This window comes from Variovorax paradoxus (genome assembly GCF_024734665.1).
In the GTDB taxonomy this organism is placed as follows: domain Bacteria; phylum Pseudomonadota; class Gammaproteobacteria; order Burkholderiales; family Burkholderiaceae_C; genus Variovorax.
Genome location: NZ_CP102931.1, coordinates 1,600,266 through 1,619,385, shown reverse-complemented (window position 1 = coordinate 1,619,385; position 19,120 = coordinate 1,600,266). Strand labels below are relative to the sequence as shown.

Annotated in this window: 15 protein-coding genes; 6 read left to right on the top strand and 9 right to left on the bottom strand. The window is 66.4% G+C overall.

Going from position 1 to position 19,120, the window contains the following annotated elements; genetic code table 11:
• Nucleotides 1-2 precede the first annotated feature (2 nt).
• Genes NWF24_RS07525 through NWF24_RS07515 form a run of 3 tightly spaced genes read right to left on the bottom strand, consistent with a single transcriptional unit; the run spans nt 3 to nt 3,312 of the window.
• Nucleotides 3-983, bottom strand: a complete 981-nt coding sequence (locus NWF24_RS07525) for a hypothetical protein (RefSeq protein WP_093080801.1) — start codon at nt 981-983, stop codon at nt 3-5.
• Nucleotides 984-1,010: 27 nt separating this feature from the next.
• Nucleotides 1,011-1,988, bottom strand: a complete 978-nt coding sequence (locus NWF24_RS07520) for a lipopolysaccharide kinase InaA family protein (protein ID WP_258353643.1) — start codon at nt 1,986-1,988, stop codon at nt 1,011-1,013.
• Nucleotides 1,989-1,998: 10 nt separating this feature from the next.
• Entirely contained in the window at nt 1,999-3,312 is a 1,314-nt protein-coding gene (locus NWF24_RS07515) for a hemolysin family protein (protein ID WP_258353642.1), read from the bottom strand.
• A gap of 23 nt (nt 3,313-3,335) precedes the next feature.
• Between NWF24_RS07515 and NWF24_RS07510 the strand changes: the two genes are divergently transcribed.
• Nucleotides 3,336-4,178 carry a symmetrical bis(5'-nucleosyl)-tetraphosphatase gene (locus NWF24_RS07510; protein WP_258353641.1) on the top strand — a complete coding sequence of 281 codons (843 nt, stop codon included), beginning with the start codon at nt 3,336-3,338 and terminating at the stop codon, nt 4,176-4,178.
• Nucleotides 4,179-4,195: 17 nt separating this feature from the next.
• Here NWF24_RS07510 and NWF24_RS07505 read toward each other — a convergent pair whose 3' ends face one another.
• The gene (locus NWF24_RS07505; RefSeq protein WP_375338443.1) at nt 4,196-5,752 is read right to left on the bottom strand and encodes a M20/M25/M40 family metallo-hydrolase; all 1,557 of its coding nucleotides are present in this window, start codon (nt 5,750-5,752) and stop codon (nt 4,196-4,198) included.
• A gap of 122 nt (nt 5,753-5,874) precedes the next feature.
• On the opposite strand from NWF24_RS07505, the gene NWF24_RS07500 reads away from it, so the two are divergent.
• Nucleotides 5,875-6,792 carry a LysR family transcriptional regulator gene (locus NWF24_RS07500; RefSeq protein WP_258353640.1) on the top strand — a complete coding sequence of 306 codons (918 nt, stop codon included), beginning with the start codon at nt 5,875-5,877 and terminating at the stop codon, nt 6,790-6,792.
• A 10-nt stretch (nt 6,793-6,802) separates the two neighbouring features.
• On the opposite strand, the gene NWF24_RS07495 is transcribed toward NWF24_RS07500, so the two are convergent.
• Nucleotides 6,803-7,516 carry a GNAT family N-acetyltransferase gene (locus tag NWF24_RS07495; RefSeq protein ID WP_258353639.1) on the bottom strand — a complete coding sequence of 238 codons (714 nt, stop codon included), beginning with the start codon at nt 7,514-7,516 and terminating at the stop codon, nt 6,803-6,805.
• A gap of 95 nt (nt 7,517-7,611) precedes the next feature.
• Here NWF24_RS07495 and pdxR point away from each other — a divergent pair, with 95 nt between their 5' ends.
• Together pdxR and NWF24_RS07485 are read left to right on the top strand one after the other, a co-directional pair.
• Entirely contained in the window at nt 7,612-9,117 is a 1,506-nt protein-coding gene (pdxR, locus tag NWF24_RS07490) for a MocR-like pyridoxine biosynthesis transcription factor PdxR (protein ID WP_258353638.1), read from the top strand.
• A 160-nt stretch (nt 9,118-9,277) separates the two neighbouring features.
• Nucleotides 9,278-10,816 (top strand): peroxidase family protein, encoded by a 1,539-nt coding sequence (locus NWF24_RS07485; RefSeq protein WP_258353637.1) that lies wholly within the window; start codon nt 9,278-9,280, stop codon nt 10,814-10,816.
• A 27-nt stretch (nt 10,817-10,843) separates the two neighbouring features.
• Here NWF24_RS07485 and NWF24_RS07480 read toward each other — a convergent pair whose 3' ends face one another.
• Entirely contained in the window at nt 10,844-11,761 is a 918-nt protein-coding gene (locus NWF24_RS07480) for a helix-turn-helix transcriptional regulator (protein WP_093179601.1), read from the bottom strand.
• A 104-nt stretch (nt 11,762-11,865) separates the two neighbouring features.
• Nucleotides 11,866-12,570, bottom strand: coding sequence for a fumarylacetoacetate hydrolase family protein (locus tag NWF24_RS07475; protein WP_258353636.1), 705 nt, complete (start codon nt 12,568-12,570; stop codon nt 11,866-11,868).
• 471 nt (nt 12,571-13,041) lie between these two features.
• On the opposite strand from NWF24_RS07475, the gene NWF24_RS07470 reads away from it, so the two are divergent.
• Both NWF24_RS07470 and NWF24_RS07465 read left to right on the top strand, forming a co-directional pair.
• Complete coding sequence (locus NWF24_RS07470; RefSeq protein ID WP_258353635.1) at nt 13,042-16,362, top strand: bifunctional diguanylate cyclase/phosphodiesterase; 3,321 nt, start codon at nt 13,042-13,044, stop codon at nt 16,360-16,362.
• Nucleotides 16,363-16,434: 72 nt separating this feature from the next.
• On the top strand, nt 16,435-17,139 hold the full coding sequence (locus tag NWF24_RS07465; protein WP_258353634.1) for a hypothetical protein: 705 nt from the start codon (nt 16,435-16,437) through the stop codon (nt 17,137-17,139).
• On the opposite strand, the gene NWF24_RS07460 is transcribed toward NWF24_RS07465, so the two are convergent.
• The gene (locus NWF24_RS07460) at nt 17,136-18,092 is read right to left on the bottom strand and encodes an ABC transporter substrate-binding protein (protein WP_258353633.1); all 957 of its coding nucleotides are present in this window, start codon (nt 18,090-18,092) and stop codon (nt 17,136-17,138) included. The two genes, NWF24_RS07465 and NWF24_RS07460, sit on opposite strands and share 4 nt — an antisense overlap.
• A 20-nt stretch (nt 18,093-18,112) precedes the next feature.
• Nucleotides 18,113-19,114, bottom strand: a complete 1,002-nt coding sequence (locus NWF24_RS07455) for an ABC transporter substrate-binding protein (RefSeq protein ID WP_258353632.1) — start codon at nt 19,112-19,114, stop codon at nt 18,113-18,115.
• Nucleotides 19,115-19,120: the final 6 nt, after the last annotated feature.

Sequence of the window (19,120 nt, the reverse complement as noted above, 5' to 3'; positions counted from 1 at the left end):
CATCAGCCGAAAAGCCGCTTCCACCACGACGAACGCGGGCCCGCTGCCGCGGCGGCCACGGCCGGCGGTGCGCGGCGCGATGCGCTCGGGTCGAGCAGCGCGGCATAGCCGTCGAGCGCATGCAGCACGCCGCCGACGCGCTCCTTGGCCATGCCGGTGCCGCTCATCACGCCGGCCAGCGCTTCGAGGCTGGGCACGGCCTTCTCGGTGAGGGCGACGATGCCGGCGGCCACGGCGCAGGCATCGTCGGGCGAATCCATGCAGATGACGTGATCGCCCAGCAATTCGCGCCAGCGCGGCTCGCAGCGGCGGCGGCGCTGGGCGTCGGGAATCAGGAAGAACAGGTTGGTGGTCTCGGCCGCGGCGGCGATGACTTCCTCGATGGGAATATCCTCGTCGAGCTTCTCGCCGACGAGGCCTTCGACCTGGTGGCGCGAGACGGCCGGGTACGGCAGCTCGTCTCCGGTAACGAACAGGTAGCCGCGCTTCTTGCGCTTGACCCAGCAGTCCATGTCGGTGTGCTGCGCCATGACGTAGAAGGCCAGCTCGTAGCTTTCTTCGCCGGTGCCGCCGCCACCGCCTTCGAGATAGCTCCAGGTGAGCCACTGGTCCATGAGGTTGGCGGTCGACTCGAACTGGCCGACCTGCAGCGGCGCGTGGTCGGAGGTGGCGTCGCCGATGGCCATGAACATGAGCTGCGGGTCTGCCACGCCGCAATCGGTAAGCAGCTTCATGAAGGTGGGCAGCTCGCGGCGCGCCAGGGTCTGCGGGATGTCACCCATGGAGCCGGTGACGTCGAGCGCGAAGACGATTCCCAGCGAGTTGGGGTGGTCAGCGTTGTCGCGCGACTCACGCACCTTCAGGCCCTTCGGGTTCATCAGCGGGTGGGTGGAGCGCTGCGTGAAGACCTCGGCGCCGGGCTTGGCGGCGCGGTCGGCAATGAGCGCCGTGTGGGCGGCGTGCGAGTAGTTTCCGTATCCCATGAGCTTTTCTTCCTTGATGACTGCGGTTCAGGCGCCGGCGCGCGGCGCGGGGTCGAAGTGAACGAACTTCGATGCGCCGAAGGCTTCGCGCGATGCGGCGGAGAGTTCTTGCTCGATGCCCTGCGCACCGAGGCGCCGGCAGGTGGCGGCGTCTTCGCTGCACTGGCGCAGCAAGGCGACCAGCGGTGCAGGGGTGTGAGAGCCGAAGCCGGGCTCGCCGGCCGCGCCGCCATGCAGCACGGCGCGCACGGTCCAGGCGGCTTGCATGAGGTCGCGAGCAACAGCGAAGCCTTGGGCCGAGCCGGTCGCATGCTGAGCGCGCGACCAGCCGACGAGCAGCACACCGTGATCACGCGGATGCACGAGCGCGTGCGCGGGCGACAGGTCTCGATGCGTCCAGCCGGCGCCGTGCACGAAGGCCAGCACTTCGAGCATGCGGCGCCAGATCCACACGGCATGGCGCGGATCGATGCCTTGTGCATTGGCCTGCTGCACGTCTTGCAGGCTGCCCCAGAAGCCGGGCGGATGGCGCAGCACCAGCGCCTGGCGGGCGCCGTCACCCAGACCTTCGGCCACGCCCACGCCCAAGGGCTGCGGCAGGCGGCGGGTGAAGTAGGCAGCACCGGGCACCGACAAGTCTTGCAGGGCCTGCAGCACCGCGCCTTCGCGCACCAGCACGTCGTTGGCCGCGCTGTCTCGTGCGAGCTTGATGGTGACGCGTTCGGGCAATGCGCCGAGGCGCTCGGCCAGAAGCACTTCGCTGTGCTCGCCGGTAGCCAGCGGCGCCAGCACGCGGTAGCGCACACCACGCCACGTGAGGATGCGTCCACCGGCAACGTCGGCATTGGCCCGGCGCAGCGCGGCGCGGAAGCTCTCGCGCTCGACGGTTTCCTCGCCGCGCACGACTGTGGCACCGCAGTAGCTGCAGTTCACCGTGCGCCAGCGGGCGGCGCGCGGCAGCGGCGCAGAACATTGCGGGCAGCTGAGAGCAAGCAGCGACAGCATGGCCCGCGCCTCAGTCTTCCTTGGGGGGCGCCGCCGGGTCGGGCGATGCCAGCACGCGATCGATGCGGCGGCCTTCGAGCGCGACGATCTCGAAGCACCAGCCGGCGCAGTCGATGTGCTCGCCCACCTCGGGCAGATGACCGGACACGGCCATCAGAAGGCCTGCCACGGTGTTGTAGCGGTTGCGCTCTTCGTCGGGCAGCTCGCGGATGCCCAGGCGCGCGCGCAGCTCCGACACAGGCATGAGCCCGTCGAGCTCCCACACGCCGTCGGGCCGCTCACGCGCCCAGGCGTCGGTCTGCATGCCAGGCTGCAGCTCGCCGGTGATGGCTTCGAGCAGATCGCGCGGAGTCATGAGACCCTGCACCACGCCGTATTCGTCGACCACGAACACGAGACGGCCGGCGCGGGCGCGGAACTGCTCCAGCAGCTCCATGCCGGTAAGGGTCTCGGGCACGAACACGGCGGGCGTGGCCTCCTGGCCGAGCACACCGGGGTGTGCGGCGCCCAGGCGCAGCAGGTGCGCCACGCTGATCACGCCGACCACGTCGTCGAGCGAGTTGCGGCACACGGGGTACCAGGAATGCACGAGGTTGAGCGCGCCCGCCTCGGCCACCTTCTGCAGCGCCTGCTGCACGCTGAAGGAGGCGTCGAGCCATTCGATGTCGGCACGCGGAATCATCAGCGACGACAGGCGCCTGTCATCAAGGTGAAACACATTGCGCACCATCTGGTGCTCATGCTGCTCGATGACGCCGGCGTCCACGCCTTCTTCGAGGCTGGCCGAAATCTCTTCTTCGGTGACGGAGCGAGCCGCGTTGGCGTCGATGCGCAGCACCTTCAGCATGGTGGCCGTGGCACCCGCCAGCAGCCACACGAAAGGCTTGGCGGCCTTGGCCAGCCCGCGCATGGGGCGCGACACCCAGAGCGCCACGGGCTCGGGGTAGAGCTGGCCGATGCGCTTGGGCACCAGCTCGCCGAAGATGATGGTGAAGAAGGTGATGCAGGTGACGACCACCGCGGTAGACGCGATGCTGGCGGTGCCGCGACCCATGCCGACGCTTTCGATCCACACAGAGAGCGGCTCGGCAAAGGCAGCCTCGCCGACGATGCCGCTGAGCATGCCGATGGAGGTGATGCCGATCTGCACCGTCGAGAGGAATTGCGTGGGCGACTCCATCAGCTTCAGCGCGGCCACCGCGCCGGTGTCTCCCGTTTCGGCCAGTGCCGCGAGACGTGCGCGCCGGCTGGTGGAAAGGGCCATTTCGGACATTGCGAACAACGCGTTGAGCGTGGTCAACAAGGCCAGGAGGAAGACATCCATGAACTGAGGGAGAGAATGAGGGAATGTCACTTTACTTGATTGGCGACCTGCAGGGCTGCGACGCCCCCCTCGGGCGGCTGCTGCAAAAGATCGATTTCTCCCCCAGCCGAGACACCATCGTGCTGCTGGGCGACCTGGTGAACCGGGGGCCCGATTCGCTCGCGGTGCTGCGCCGCGTGCAGGGCTACGGCGCCTCGGCGCTGAGCCTGCTGGGCAACCACGACCTGCACCTGCTGGGCGTGGCGCACGGCGCGCGCAAGGCCGGCCGCAAAGACACCCTGGCCGAGCTGCTGGCCGCGCCCGACATCGAGACCCTGCTCGAATGGGTGCGCCAGCAGCACATGGCGCTGCACATGCGCATAGGCAACGGCGATCTGCTGATGGTGCACGCGGGCGTGCTGCCGCAGTGGACGGTGGGCGACACGCTGGTGCTGGCGTCAGAGGTCGAATCGGTGCTGCGCGGGCCGGCGCTGGGCGAGTTCCTGATGTCGATGTACGGCAATGAGCCGGCGCAATGGAGCTACGCGCTCACGGGCAGCGCCCGGTTGCGCGCCATCGTCAATGCACTGACGCGGCTGCGTTTCTGCACGACCGAAGGCGTGATGGAGTTCGATGCCAAGGACAGCGCGGCCACCGCGCCAGAAGGCTTCATGCCCTGGTTCGACGTGCCCGGGCGCAAGACGGCCAACGCCACGGTCGCCTTCGGCCACTGGTCGACGCTGGGCTGGCTCTCGCGGCCCGACCTGCTCTCTACAGACACAGGCTGCGTGTGGGGCGGCTGCCTGAGCGCGGTGCGCATCGGCGCGACGCTGGACGAGCGCGAGCTGATCCAGGTCGAGTGCGAGCAGGCGCAGAAGCCGGGCTGAAGCTCGGCTGAAGGACCTCAGAACGCCTGCGTCATCAGCCCGTACACGGTGCGCACGCCACTCACGTAGTTGCCCATGCGCAGGTTCTCGTTGGCTGCATGCTGGTTGTTGTCGGCGTTCACCAGCGGAATGATCGCGAAGGGCACCGGCAGCACGCGCACGATCTCGGCGGTGGGAACCGTGCCGCCCATCATCCGGATGCGCACCGGCTCGGGCTTGGCGCCGAAGGTGTCGCTCAGCGCCCTGTAGGCCCACCGCCCCACGGGCGAGTCGATCTGCGAGCCCGCTGCTTCGCCGCCCTCGCTCTGGTAGGAGAAGCTCGCGAGCTTGTCGTAGCGGCTGCGCTCCTCGTCGGTCGGTTCGCCCTTGACCAGGTGGTAGCCCTGGCGCTCGATGTGTTTCTGGATGAGCTGGCCGAGGTAGGTCGGATCGGAGTCGGGCGTGGTGCGAAGGTCCATCTCGGCCACGGCCTTGTCGGGCACGATGTTGGCCACCTTGTCGCCCACCGCTGCCGCGGCCATGCCGCGCACGTTCAGCGAGGGGTACTGCATCGCCTCCTGGTAGTTGGCGCCGACCTTGTCGGTCTGGGCAATACCCAGGCGACGCTTGAGTGCGGCCTCGTCGTCGGGCACGGCCGCCATGATCTTGCGGTCGGCCTCGCCGATCTTCACGTGGTCGTAGTAGCCGGCCACCGTCACGCGGCCCTGATCGTTCTTCATCGAGGCCAGCAGGCTGGCCAGCCGCTGCGCCGGATTGGGCGCGTAGTTGCCATAGTGCCCGCTGTGCAGCGGCACCTTGGCGCCGTACACCGTGAGCTGGGCTCTGGCCGCGCCGCGGTTGCCGAACACCAGCGTGGGCCGGTTGGTGGCGTGCATGGGGCCGTCGTGGATCACGATCGCGTCGCAGCGCAGCAGGTCGCGGTGCGCCTGCATCACCTTGCTGATCGACGGCGAGCCTTTTTCCTCCTCGCTGTCGAGGATCACCTTGACGTTGACCGCCGGCTGCCCGCCGCCGGCCTTCAGGGCGTCGATGGCCGCGAGCATCATCATGATCGGTCCCTTGTCGTCGGCCGACGCGCGGCCGAACACGCGCCACTCGGGGTCGAGCGGTCCGCTGAAGAGCGGCGCCGAATCGATCTCTTCCCATCCCCCGTTGGCCGCCTTGCGCTTGAGCACGGGCGTCCACGGGCTCTTTTGCGCCCATTGCGCGGGAATGACGGGCTGGCCATCGAGGTGCATGTAGAACAGCACCGTCTTGCGCGTGGGGTCGCTGCCCGGGTACTCGGCATAGAGCATCGGCTTGCCGTCGTTGGGCAACTGCCGCGTGGTGAAGCCGCGCTTGCGGAAGGCCTGCTCCAGCCATTCGACATTCTTGCGGATGTCCTCCGGCGAGATCGCATCGTTGGGCAGGGACAGAAGCTCGAAGTACTCGCGATAGGTGGCCTGCGCATGGCGTTCGGCATCGGCCGGGGAAAGTTCCGCGGCTGCGGCCATGCAGGTCATGCAGGCGCCTGCGAGCAAGGCCATGGGGAGCAGCGCGAGCGAGCTGCGCGAGGTTCTGCGCTGTAAGGGCATGGGCGGATTCCGCTTTGTGACAGTTCCGAGGCAGTCTAGGCAAACGCGTGCTTTTGAACAATTGCCGATTTTTCGCGATATCTTTGCTTTTTTTGCAACGCAGCCAACCCGCGTCCGCCGCCATGTCCTCCCATCGCCTGCAGGAAACCTCGCTTCGCTACTTTCTCGAGGTGGTCCGCGGTGGCTCGCTGACCGAAGCGGCCGCGCGCCTCAACGTCAGTGCATCGGCCATCAGCCGGCAGGTGGCCATGCTCGAGGAGTTGCTGGGCGTGCCACTGTTCGAGCGCCGCCCGCGCGGCATGGCGCCCAGCGCAGCCGGGGAACTGCTGGCGGCGCACGCGCGACGCGGTGCGCTGGAAGCCGAGCGCGTTGTGTCCGACATCCAGGGACTGCAAGGCCTGCAGCGCGGGCATGTACGCATCGCCTGCTCGTCGGGCTTCGCGAACGAGTTCCTGCCGCAGGCCATCGTCGCGTTCCGCGCGCTGCACCCCGGCATCCAGTTCGAGCTGGAGGCCTGCGACCCCGCCGACGTGACCGAAGCCGTGCTGCTCGGCGATGCCGACATCGGCCTCACCTACAGCCGCGCCGCGGTACAGGGCGTTCGGGTGTCGCATCGCCAGGCGGCCTCGGTGTTCGCGCTGATGCGGCCCGACCATGCGCTGGCGAAGCAGCGCAGCGTGACGCTGGCGCAGATGCTGCCGTTTCCTATCGGGCTGTCGGGGCCGGACACCACCGTGCGCCAGCTGTTCGACGTGGCCTGCAGCAACCGCGGCGTGGTGTTCGAGCCCGCGCTGGTGAGCAACCGTTTCGAGGCGCTCGCCAGCTTCGTGCTGCACGGCGGCGGCCTTGCGATTGCCGGCGAGATCACGGTGCGCGAACGCGTGCGGCGCGGCGAGTTGCATGCCGCGGAGATTCGCGAGCGCGGCATGCGGGCGCGCTCGGTCGAGCTGCAGACCTTGGCTGGGCGCACGCTGCCCGAGGTGGTGCGTGCCTTTCTCGACTTCCTGTGCAAGGTGCTGCCTGCGCCCGGTACGCAGTGACGATGCAGGCTCAGGAAGGCAGGCGGAACTTGTCGAGCGACATGCGCTGCCTGCCCTGCGCATCGAAGTTCTCGGGCGCCAGCCAGCGCTCGAAGGCGGTGCGCAACGCCGGCCACTCGCTGTCGATGATCGAGAACCACGCCGTGTCGCGGCCGCGGCCCTTGTAGATCACGGCCTGGCGAAAGAGTCCTTCGTACTGGAAGCCCAGCCGCAGGGCTGCGCGCTTCGAAGGTTCGTTGAAGTTGTCGCACTTCCATTCGTGGCGGCGGTAGCCGAGTTCGTCGAAGACGAGCTTCATCAGCAGGTATTGCGCCTCGGTGGACATCGGCGTGTGCTTGAGCAGCGGCGAAAAATTGACCGTTCCTACCTCGATGACGCCATTGGCGGGGTCGATGCGCATCAGCGCCAGCGAGCCGACGGCGCGCCCGCTTTGCCTGTCGATGACGGCGAAGTGCATCGGGTCGGTGCTCTTCGCGATGCGCTCGGCGTAGGCCCGGGTGCTGTCGATATCGGTGGGCCGCTCCACGCCCAGGTAGGTCCAGTCGCGGCCGTCCGGGGCCTGCGCATAGGCGGCGTACAGGTCGTCGGTGTGCTTTGCTGCATCGAGCGGCTCGAGGGTGCAGAAGCGGCCCTCGAGGGGGCGGCGCGGCGGCAGGGAACGCGGGGTCCATTCGGGCAGGTCTGGGCCGATGGACTGGCCGAATTCGTTATGGCGGACTGGCATGCGGGTGTCTTTCTGAAAAACTGGAGCGGCAAGGTCGGAGGACGTAAAGTACCCGCATCGTGGCTCCAATGAAAGTGCCACGCATGCCTTATTCCATGGTGCCACGCCCAATCCCCTCCTCCACTGCTCTGCTCGAATCTCCGCTCGTGAAGGAGCGCGACGCCGGTTCGATGCAGCGCCAGCTGCACGACCGGCTCAAGCGCGCCATCCTCGACGGCAGCCTTGCGCCGGGTAGTCGCCTGCCCGGTTCGCGCGCGCTCGCCGAGGCGCTCGCCATCTCGCGCAACACCGTCACCGCAACCTACGAGCACCTGGCGGCCGAGGGCTATGTGCGGCCCGACCGACAGGGCACGCGCGTGACCGAGCTTTCGTCGCCCGCCCTTCCACCAAAGCGCGCAGGCAGGCCAGCCGGCACGCCCACCACCGCGCTGCGCCTCTCGAACATCAAGCCCAGCGTGTCACGCGCCGAGACAGACATGGCACTGCGCCCCGGCGTGCCCGCGCTGTCGCACTTTCCGTCGGCCGCATGGCGGCGCGCGCTCGACCGGGCGATCCGCAGTGCCGGCTCTGCCGCGCTGGGTTATGGCGATCCGCTGGGCGAATCAGCGCTGCGCGCGGCCATCGCACGGCACCTTTCGGTGGCACGCGGTGTGCGCTGCGAGCCGCAGCAGGTCGTCATTGCAGAAGGCGCACAGGAAGCCATCTCGCTGTGCGTGCGGCTGCTGTCCAACCCCGGCGACATCGGCTGGGTCGAAGACCCGGGCTACCGCGGCGTGAAGGCTGCCATGCACGCGGGCGACATGCGCATCGTGCCCGTACGGGTCGACGCTGAAGGCCTGTGCGTGAGCGAACGCGACTGGCAGAAGCACCCGCCCCGGCTGATCTACACCACGCCCTCGCACCAGTACCCGGTCGGTTCCGTGCTGAGCATCGCGCGCCGCCTCGACCTGATCGCGCAGGCCCGCCGGCATGGCGCGTGGATCATCGAGGACGACTACGACAGCGAATTCCGCCACACGGGCGAGCCCATCGGCGCGATGCAGGGGCTGGTGGACGACGCACCCGTGCTCTACGTCGGCACCTTCAGCAAGACGATGTTTCCGTCGCTGCGGCTGGGCTTTCTTGTGCTGCCTGCCCAGTTGATGTCTGCTGTGCAGGCGCCGTTGGAAGAGATGCTGCGCGGCGGGCACCGCCACGAGCAACTGGCCATGGCCGACTTCATCGAGAGCGGGCAGTTCAGCCGGCACCTGGGCCGCATGCGCCGGCTTTACCGCGACCGGCAGCAAGCGTTGCGGCTCGCGCTGAACAAACATTTCAAAGTGCTACACGAGATCGACGGTGGCTACTGCGGCCTACATCTGACGGTGCGTCTACCCGCGCGCTATGACGATCGACTTATCGCGGCCAAGGCGCTGCGCCATCGCATTGCGCCCACACCGCTATCGGGCTTCGCGCTGCAGCCCACGCCGTCGGACAACGGGCTGGTGCTGGGGTATGGCAACACGCCGGCGGAGCTATTCGAGCCGCTGGTGAAGCAGTTGTCGCAACTCGCACGCGCGGCAGGAAGGTTGGACGGTCCCAACAAAGAACCTGGCTATTGAGTGAGTTCTTCGTTGTAGAACTTTCCTAGCGCAACCGGTCTATCGCAAACAACCGGCCTACCGCGAGCAGCGTATATGAATTCTTCTGCCGCTCCGTAGGATGCAAACCCGCTCCGATCATGTTGCTCGAAGCCCCACACACGAAGCAAAGGAATTCGTCATGACTGATGAAATCGGTGTCGATCCCAAGCACGGCCGAGCCGGCCGCCACCCCACCAAAGGATCGCTGGATGCGCTCGCTGGGCATGGCGACCCGGGCATGTTCGGCCGGATGTTCCCTCACCTGGCGCCTCTTTCTGTTTCCGACGACAAGTTGAAGGCGCTCGCCGCTGCAATGCTGGACGACAACAGCAGCGCAGACAACGCACGAGTGCCGGCGGGGTTCACCTATCTGGGCCAGTTCGTCGACCACGACATCACGCTGGATCTGACCTCCATCGGCGACAAGCTGGAGGACCCGACCGGGGTCGAGAACTTCAGGACGCCGGCGCTGGACCTGGACTCGATCTATGGGCGAGGTCCGGACGGCAGCCCGCACCTCTACGCCCGCGGCCCCAACAACGCGCCGAGCGCGAAGCTGCTGATCGGCAAGACCACCCTGGGCTTTCAACAGAATGCGGCCGACATACCTGGCGTGTTCCCCAACGACCTTCCGAGAAGCCCCGAGGGCCAGGCCTTGATCGGCGACCATCGCAATGACGAGAACCTGCTGGTCGCACAAACTCATCTGGCCTTCATGAAGTTCCACAACAAGGTGGTGGACCTGCTGATGGCTTCGCCAACGGCTCCCACGCCCGCCGAGCTCTTCTTTCAAGCCCGGCGCGAGGTGACTTGGCACTATCAATGGCTCGTGCTGCACGACTTCGTGGAACGGCTCACCGAAGACGGCATCGTGGCTCGCGTTCTCAACGAGGGCCGCCAGTTCTACCGGTTCAAGAAGACGCCCTACATGCCCGTGGAGTTCTCCGGTGCGGCCTACCGGCTCGGACACAGCATGGTTCGGGAGGTCTACAGCCATAACAGAGTCTTCACCCCGGGCGGGCTCGCACCCGCCTCGCTGGGACTTCTCTTCGCGTTCTCCGGCCTCTCAGGTGGCATCGTGGGTGACCTGGCGCCCAATCCGCTCACCGCTCCGACTCCGATAAGCAAGCTCGCCAGCAACTGGATCATCGACTGGCGGCGCTTCTACGATTTCGGCAACAACCCACCAGGGGTCACGCTCAATCATGCGCGGCGCATCGATCCTTTCGTCGTCAAGACGCTGCATACGCTGCCTGGCGGTGCCAGCCTGCCGTTCCTGAACCTGAAGCGGGGCGTGATGCTCGGACTGCCTTCAGGCCAATCGGTTGCGCAGTCAATGGAAGTGCCCAACCCTTTGACAAGCGCCGAGATCTCGTCCGGCACGGACGGCGCGGTGGCCAAGGCGCAGGGACTACATGAGCAGACGCCCTTGTGGTACTACATCCTCAAGGAAGCGTCGGTCAGAGAGGGCGGCGAGCGATTGGGGCCTGTGGGCGCGCGTATCGTGGCGGAAGTCTTCATCGGTTTGGTCCACGGCGATCATGAGTCCTACCTTTGGAAGAAAGGCCCCGACTGGACGCCGACTCTTCCCTCGCGCACGCCTGGGACTTTTACGATGGTGGACCTGCTGCAGTTCGTAGGCGACGTAAGTCCCATCGACGGCGTGACCCAGGCCTGATCAGTCGAGGACTTGATCCGAGGGAAATCAACCTCGCGTATTCACCACGTGGTCGCGCCGGAAGTTGCGCGGCGTGCTACCCACCCACTGCCGAAAGCGCCGGTTGAAATACGCCTCGTCGGTAAAGCCGCACTGGTGCGCAATCTCCCGCACCAGCAGCGAGGTGGACGACAGCAGTTCCTTCGCCCGCTCGATGCGCCGCTCGGTCACAAGGTCGGTGAAGGTGCGGTCGGTTTCCTTGCGCAGCAGGTTGGCGAGGTAGTTGGGCGAGAGGAACGCAGCGGCGGCCGCATCGGTCAGCGACAGCGGCTTGTCGAGGTTGTCGCGCACGTAGCGCACCACGCGCTGCAACGCGTCGCGCTGCGATGTCTTGCCGTTGTGCTGGAGTGAAAGGCGCATCAGCGCCTGCTCCTGCCGCATGCAGGCCAGCCCGATGATCTGCTGCACGATGCCGCGCATCGCGATCTTGGCGCCGAAGTTGCGGCCCGCGTTCAATGCATGCAGCTCGTCGAGCCAGCCGCGGATGCGCGCGAAGTCGGCGTCGTCGAAGGCGAAGTCGACGTACTCCTGGAACAGGAAGGGCGCGAGGTCGGGGTAGCGCGCGAGCGACACGTCGTCGAGATCGAGCGCATCGACCTCGAGCTCGGGCCACAAAAAGCGCTGGTCGAAGTTGACGATGCAGTACAGCGCCTCGGGCGGATGCGGAATCACGTGCACCCGGTACGGCAGTACGAAGCTCAGGTGGCGCGGCCCGAAGGGACGCACCTCGCCGCCGATGGCCTGCTGAGAGCTGCCTTCGATGCCGATCTGGATCTGGAAGTACGCATGCCGGTGCGGCAGCGTGAGTTCGTTGCGCGCACCCTGAAAGCGGATGTCGAAGTCGAGGTGGTCGGCACGCTCGTGCATGCCGTAGGTGCGAACGGACGTGGAGGGAGAGGGGCGCATCGGAACGGGCGTGGCGGCAGGCGTCTGCCCGCGAGGGTACGCCAACTTGCGGCCACGCGAGGCGGCCAGGCCCGGCAGGTCCGATGCGCGGACTGTCTTCAGGCTCAGACGACCACGACTTCCAGCGCGCCGACGCCCGCCACCTTGCCGCGCATGCGGTCGCCGCGCTGCACGGCCGCCACGCCGGCCGGTGTGCCCGTGAAGATCAGGTCGCCAGGCTGCAGCGTGAACAGGGTCGACAGGTAGGCGATGGTGTCGGGCACGTTCCAGATCATGTCGGCGAGGTCGCCGACCTGGCGTTGCGCGCCATTCACTTCGAGGCGGATCTCGCCGGTAGCCGGGTGGCCGGCCTTGGCCACGGGCACCAACTCGCCGCAGGGCGCGGAGCCGTCGAAGGCCTTGCCGGTGTCCCAGGGGCGGCCCATCTTCTTGGCCTCGCCCTGCAGGTCGCGGCGGGTCATGTCGAGGCCGACGGCATAGCCGTACACGTGACTGAGCGCATCGGCAGCGGCGATGTTCGATCCGCCGGTCTTGAGCGCGACCACCAGTTCGATCTCGTGGTGCACGTCGTTCGAGAGCGTCGGATAGGCGAACTCGCCGCCGTCGGCCACGATGGCGCTGGCCGGCTTCATGAAGAAGAACGGCGGCTCGCGGTCGGGGTTGTGGCCCATTTCGCGGGCGTGTTCTGAATAGTTGCGACCCACGCAGAAGATGCGGTTGACCGGGAAGCGTGCGCGTTCGCCCTGGATGGGCAGGGAGTGAACGGGCGCGGGTGCAATGGCGTAGAGGGTGTCGGTGGCAGAAATCATGTAACAACTCTAGCGAGCGGCGCCCCGCTTCCGGGGGACGCATCTATGCGAGTCTTGGACTTGGCTACGTTTTCGTTTTGGCGCTTCTGTTTCGGGGCGCGAGCACAGGAAGCGTCGTCGTTGCGCCGGGCGATCAACCACCGCGCTGCGAATCGACAGGTTGAAGCGGCGCTTGATCCATCTCAACACCGCCCGGTGCGGCGGCGCTCAACATTGCTTCCAGTCGGTTGCCGGAAGAGCCGCTCTCTCTTCCCCGAATGCCGGCTCCACATTTGTTCGAACTAAAACTTAAGCATTCTGATTCGGAGCAAGCCGTCCAGAGCATGTCCTGATATTGTTGTAACGAATTGCGTGACGCTCTCTCGCCAGCCATATATATTGCGGCAACGAAGCAACTTGCTGCGTTCTCTGCCGTGCCGCATCGCCGCATACAGAGCTAACCGGCCTGTACCAACGACAGGATCAAATCCGATGTCAGTGTCCGTCTGGGTCAGGATTCGCTTGCCGCTGGTAATTTTCGTGGCCGGCACGGCACTGTCGATCGCCCTCGGTGTCTCCGCCCACCAGGAGATCGGGCGCAGTGCCCAGGCGCGCTTCGACGCAACCGCCTTCGATCTGGCACGCAAGGTCGAAGCCCGCTTCGACGACTACATTGCCGTCCTGATCGGCCTGCGTGCGCGATTCAACACCTCCGAGGCCGTGACGCGAAGCGATTTCAGGGACTACGTCGCGGGGCTGAACCTGGCGAGCGCCTACCCCGGTTTCCAGGCCGTCAACTATGCGCCCCGCATCGCGGCCAACGACAAGCACGCCTTCGAGGAACGAGTCCGCGGTGATGCCAGCCTCGACGCCGGCGTTGCCTCCAGCTTCGCCATCAAGCCGCCCGGTGGGCGAGACACCTACTACCCGCTGATCTACGTCGAACCGCAGGGCGGCAACGAGAAGCTGCTCGGCAATGACCTGGGCGCGATGCCCAACAGAGGAGACGCGCTGGAGCAGGGGCGCGACACCGGCGGGCTCGTCATGTCCGGCCGCAAGGTCCGCATCCCGGGTCGCGAGTCCGACATTGGATTGGCGATGCGGCTGCCGGTCTATCGCCCGAGACAACCGCTCGATACGCTCGAGCAGCGGCGCACTGCCTACATCGGTTCGGTCGGCGCGGGCTTCAGCATCGCGGGGATGCTGAGCGATGTGGTCGGTGCCGACGCCGCGAGGACGTTCCGGTTGCGCCTGATCGGTGCCGGGCCGGGTAAGGCGGCGATCGGGACGCGTATCGAGACCAGATTTGTAACGCCAACCCCATTCGGCGAGCGGCAATTGCTGTTCGACAGCGCGGCCCTGGCGAAGCCCGCTGCCGCACCGGCGCACAGCCTCGAGCGCATGCTCGGCTTCGAGTTGGGCGGCCACTCCTGGCTTGTGGAGGTCAGACAGGATGAAAACCAGGTCCTCGGCCCGCTCGACAAGGCCATCCCGTGGTTCATCGTCCTCGGTGGCCTGGCCACCAGCATGCTGCTTGCGGGCATCGTCTTTTCGTTGACCACCGCACGCAGCCGGGCCCAGGTCCTGGCGAACAGGATGACCAGCCACCTGCGCAGGAGCGAACGGCAGCTGGAGGAGGCCCAGCATCTGGCAAGCCTGGGCAGCTGGATCCTCGATCCTGAAACCGGAGCCTTGCAATGCTCCGAAGAAGCCCGGCGCATCCTGGGCTTCGAGGCGGGCCCCTTGCCGCCGGACCTGCCAACGCTGCTCTTGCGCATTCCGCCCGCAGAGCGTTTCGCGGTCGAACAGCGCATCGCAATGGCCTCCCGGTCCACGGAACGCAGCGAATTCGAGCACCGTCTGTGCCTGCCCGATGGCACCGAACGCTGGCTCCACGTCATCGTGCAGTCGGCCGACGATGAAGGCAGGAGACTGGTGCGCGGCACCGTGCGCGACGCCACGCAGCCGCGCAAGGATGCGTTGCGCCAGAAGCTCGAGTACAAGATCGCCCGGCTGCTTGCCGGCGACGGCAGGACCGAGACGGTGATTGCACTGGCGCTGGAGGCGGTATGCACCGATCTGCGCTGGGACTGCGGCGCGTTGTGGAGCGTTGGCGACGACGGCCTGGCTCGCTGTGCCGCGGCCTGGCATGCCGACAACGACCCGGCGGTGCAGCAATTCGTCAGCGCCAGCCGGTCGCTCACCTACCGGCCCAACGAAGGTTCGCTGGGCCGCGCCTGGGGGATCGGCGGCGTCGTGCGAATCGACACGCTGGCGGCTCCGAGCCATTTCACGCGCGATGCGATGGCTCGCCAGGCCGGGCTGACCGTCGGCCTCATCGTGCCGATGGTCGCCTCCGATGCGACCACTGCGCTGGAACTCTTTGGCTGCAATCCGTATGTTGCCGACACGGAGACGCTGGAGTCGCTGCGTGTGATCGCCTTGCAGATCGCCCAGTACAAGCAACGCAAGCGGGCCGAGCGGAGTCTTCGCTTCATCGCCAGCCACGACGAATTGACCGGGTTGCTCAATCGCGCCGCGCTGCAGCACGAGCTTGCCCGTGCCATCAGGCGCAGCAACCGCCATCAGAGGCAGTTCGCGGTGATGTTCGTCGACCTGGATCGCTTCAAGCACATCAACGACACGCTGGGCCACGGCGTGGGCGACGAGATGATCAAGATCTGCGGCGAGCGCTTCACGGCGCTGCTGCGCGATACCGACGTCGTGGCGCGTTTTGGCGGCGATGAGTTCGTGCTGGTGCTGGAGAACCTGTCCGGCCCGAAAGATGCCGAGGTGCTCGCCGAAAAGGTGCTGGCCTGTTGCGCCGAGCCTTTCGTGATCGAGGGGCGCGAACTGCACGTCAGCGCAAGCGTTGGCGTGAGCGTCTATCCGGAGAACGGCGCGGATGCCGAAGCGCTCCTGAAAAATGCCGACACGGCGATGTACCGCGCCAAGGAAAAAGGCCGCAACACCTACCGGTTCTACGCAGCGAAGATGAACGCGCAGAGTACCGAGCAGCTGATGCTGGAAAGCGCGCTGCGCCATGCCCTGGAACGTGGCGAGCTGGAAATGTATTACCAGCCGAAGATGGATCTGCAGACCCAGCGCATCGTCGGCGTCGAGGCGCTGATGCGCTGGCACCATCCGGCTCTGGGCATGATTCCGCCGATGCAGTTCATTCCGATCGCCGAAGAGATCGGCTTGATCGTGTCGATGGGCAAGTGGGCGCTGGAGAGGGCCTGCGCCGATTCGTGTTCGTGGCAGAAATACGGTTTGCCCGCGGTGTTGGTGAGCGTCAATCTGTCGCCGCGCCAATTCGAAAGCCGCACGCTCATCGCCGACATACGGGCCGTCCTGGAAGTCTCGGGCCTGGAGCCGTCGCTGCTGGAACTGGAAATCACCGAAGGCGCGGTGATGGCGAACCCCGAGCATGCGGCGAAATTGCTCCGCACGATTCGGGACATGGGCGTCAGGCTCGCCATCGACGATTTCGGAACGGGCTATTCCTCGCTCTCCTACTTGAAGCACTTCCCGCTGTCGACGGTCAAGATCGACCGCTCCTTCATCAACGACCTTTCGCAAGACCCCGACGCACGAGCGCTCATCGACGGAATCATCACCCTGGCCCACGGGCTGCGGATGAAGGTGGTGGCCGAGGGCATCGAGACCACAGCCCAGCTCGACTACCTGCGCAGCCACGGATGCGACGAGGCCCAGGGCTATTGGCTGTGCAAGCCCGTACCCGCCGACGAGGCGCGCGATTTCATGGCGCGTCACCTGCGCAACCAATTTGCCCCATCGGTAGTGGTCTGACGGCCGAGCCTTCGGAGCAATCTTCACCGGGCACGTTCGCTCGGACCTTCCAGCAACTCAACAGGAGCATTCATGGTTCATTCCACTCAAGGCAAGACACTGGAGCAGACGATCACCGCGATCAATGCGCTCGACCTCACACCGATCAAGTTCAAGGCCTGCCGCAAGGAGGACGGCTACGGCTGGTCGGCAGGCTACGCGGATCAGATGGAAGTGGCCTACAAGCGCTACTTGATACTGCACGCCAAGCATCCCGACCTGACGCTCGCTCCAGAGCAGGACGTCGACCGCTTCTGGCACATGCACATCCTCGACACGAGAAAGTACGCAGCTGATTGCGAAACCACTTTCGGCTATTTCCTGCACCACTTTCCGTACCTCGGCCTGCGCGGCGAGGAAGATGCCCAGGCGCTGCAGGCGGCCTTCCTGGAGATGCAACGCCTGACTGTCGAGGAATTCGGCGAGCCTACGCCCGCGCCCCGACACGAGGCGGCCAAGGATGTGGCCGCATGGTGCTCGCTTGAGGCGGGCAAGCCTGCAGCAGCATGGTGTTCGGCGGAGGTCGGCAAACCTTCGGCAGCATGGTGTTCGCTCGAGACGGGCAAGGCTTCAGCAGCATGGTGTTCGCTCGAGGCAGGTAAACCTGCAGCAGCGTGGTGTTCGCTGGAAGCAGGCAAACCTTCGGCAGCATGGTGTTCGCTGGAGGCGGGCACCGCGGCCGTTACTGCCTCCGCGGCAGAGCACTCGGTGAAGGCCGGCGCGCCTGGGCATCACTAGCCAGCCGCCACCCCGAAGCCCGTGTCGAAAGTGCCCTTCACATCAAGCGGCTGCTTGATGAGCCCGACCTGCCGGTAGAAGTCTGCGGTGCCCTGCTGATCGGCGATGACCTGCGCGTCGATGGGCACCCACTTCTGCTGCCGGCGTTCGAACTGCAGCTTCGCCGCCTCAGGCGGAATGCCGATGATGCGCGCCAGCGCGGCCGAGTAGGCGTCGACGTTGCGGTATGACCAGATCTGGGCCTTCACCACGCGCTGCAGGAAGTCTTGCAGCACCGGCCGCTTGGCCGTGATGGCGCTATCGGTCGCCGCGAGGTAGCTCAGGCCCGGCAGCAGCCCTCGCCCACTGACCAGCACGCGCGCATGGTGGCTGACCTCGGCCAGTGCGGTGTAGGGCTCCCATGTGGCCCAGGCATCGACGGAGCCCTGCGTGAGCGCGAGCTTGGCATCGGCCGGCGCAAGGAAGCGCAGGTTCACGTCCTCGGGCTTGAGGCCGGCCGCAGTGATGGCCTTGAGCGTGATGTAGTGACCGATGGAGCCGCGATTGGTCGCGACGCTTTTCCCCTTGAGGTCGGCAGCGGTCTTCAGCGGTGAATCGGGCCGCACGAGTACAGCCGTGCCATAGGAGTCGGAACGGTTCGCGCCGATGGCTTTCACGCGCGTGCCCGCGGCCAGCGCGAAGATCAGCGGCGCATCACCGATGGGGCCGGAATCGACCGCAGCGGCATTGAGCGCCTCGGCCAACGGCGCAGCGGCCGGGAACTCCGACCACTGGATGTCGTAACCCAGGCCTTCGAGCCCGCCCGCCGCTTCGAGCAGCGCGCGCAGGCCACCCTTCTGGTCGCCGGCCTTGAGCACCGGGCGGCCCTGCGCGGACGCCCAGCCGGGCAATGCGATGGCGGCAGCGGCGGTGGTGCCTTGAACGAGAAACTGGCGGCGTGAACTGTGGGTCATAGGTTTGCTGATGCCGGGCTTCATGCCAGCGGATCGAAAGAAACGTGCTCGGCGAAGCGCACCGGGTCCGTGCTCTTCTTGAGCACGCCCACGCCACGGAAGTCGCGCGCATAGAACTCGACTTCGTCGCGCAGGTTGCGGCCGAGCGGATGGTGGTTGTGCGTGAGCGTGCCGAGCAAGGCGCGCAGGTCTTCCACCGCAACGTTGGGCGAGTACTTGGCGAAGAGCTTGGCAGATTCGTTCGGGTTCTCGGCCACGTAGTCGGAGGCTTGCGCAATGGCGCGCACCAGCGAGGCGACAGTCGCCTTGTCTTTGCGCACGAGCTCGCCGCGCGCGCCGACGATGCAGCAGACCTTGTCCTTGTATTCGCCCGAGAGGTTGCTCGCCACCTCGACGTAGGCGCCCTGGTTGCGCTTCTCGATCAGGTAGATATTGGGGTCGCCATCGGCAATGGCCTGGATCTCGCCCTTCTTCACCGCGATGTCGAGCAGGTCGGCCGGGTACTGGCGCCAGGTGACGTCCTTGTCGGCGTCGATGCCGTTCTTCGTGAGCAGGATCGAGAAGAAATTCTTGCCCGGGCTCGCGATGTCGGACACGCCGATGGTCTTGCCCTTGAGGCTCGCAAGGTTGGTAACGCCCGCGCTCTTCGCGCCCACCAGCCGCACGCAGCCGCCGTGCGAGCTGCCGACGATCTTCACGTCGAAGCCCGATTCGAGCGGCTTGAGCCAGCGGTGGATCATGCCCACGGCCGCATCGGCCTTGGCGGTAGCCAGCGACTCCAGCAGCTGGTCGGTGGAGCCGGTGTAGTTGATGAGGTCGACCTGCAGGCCGTTGCGCTCGAAGTAGCCGCGCTCCTGCGCCACCACCACGGGCGAGAGGCAGAAGGCTGCTGCGTTCCAGGCGAAGGTGAGCTTGCGCGCCTGCTGCGAGAAGGCCTGCGAGGCGATCAGGCCGCCCGAGGCGACCACGGCGGCGGCACCGCCGGCGCGCAGCACGCTGCGGCGGGAAAGAGTTGGGGTCATCGTCGT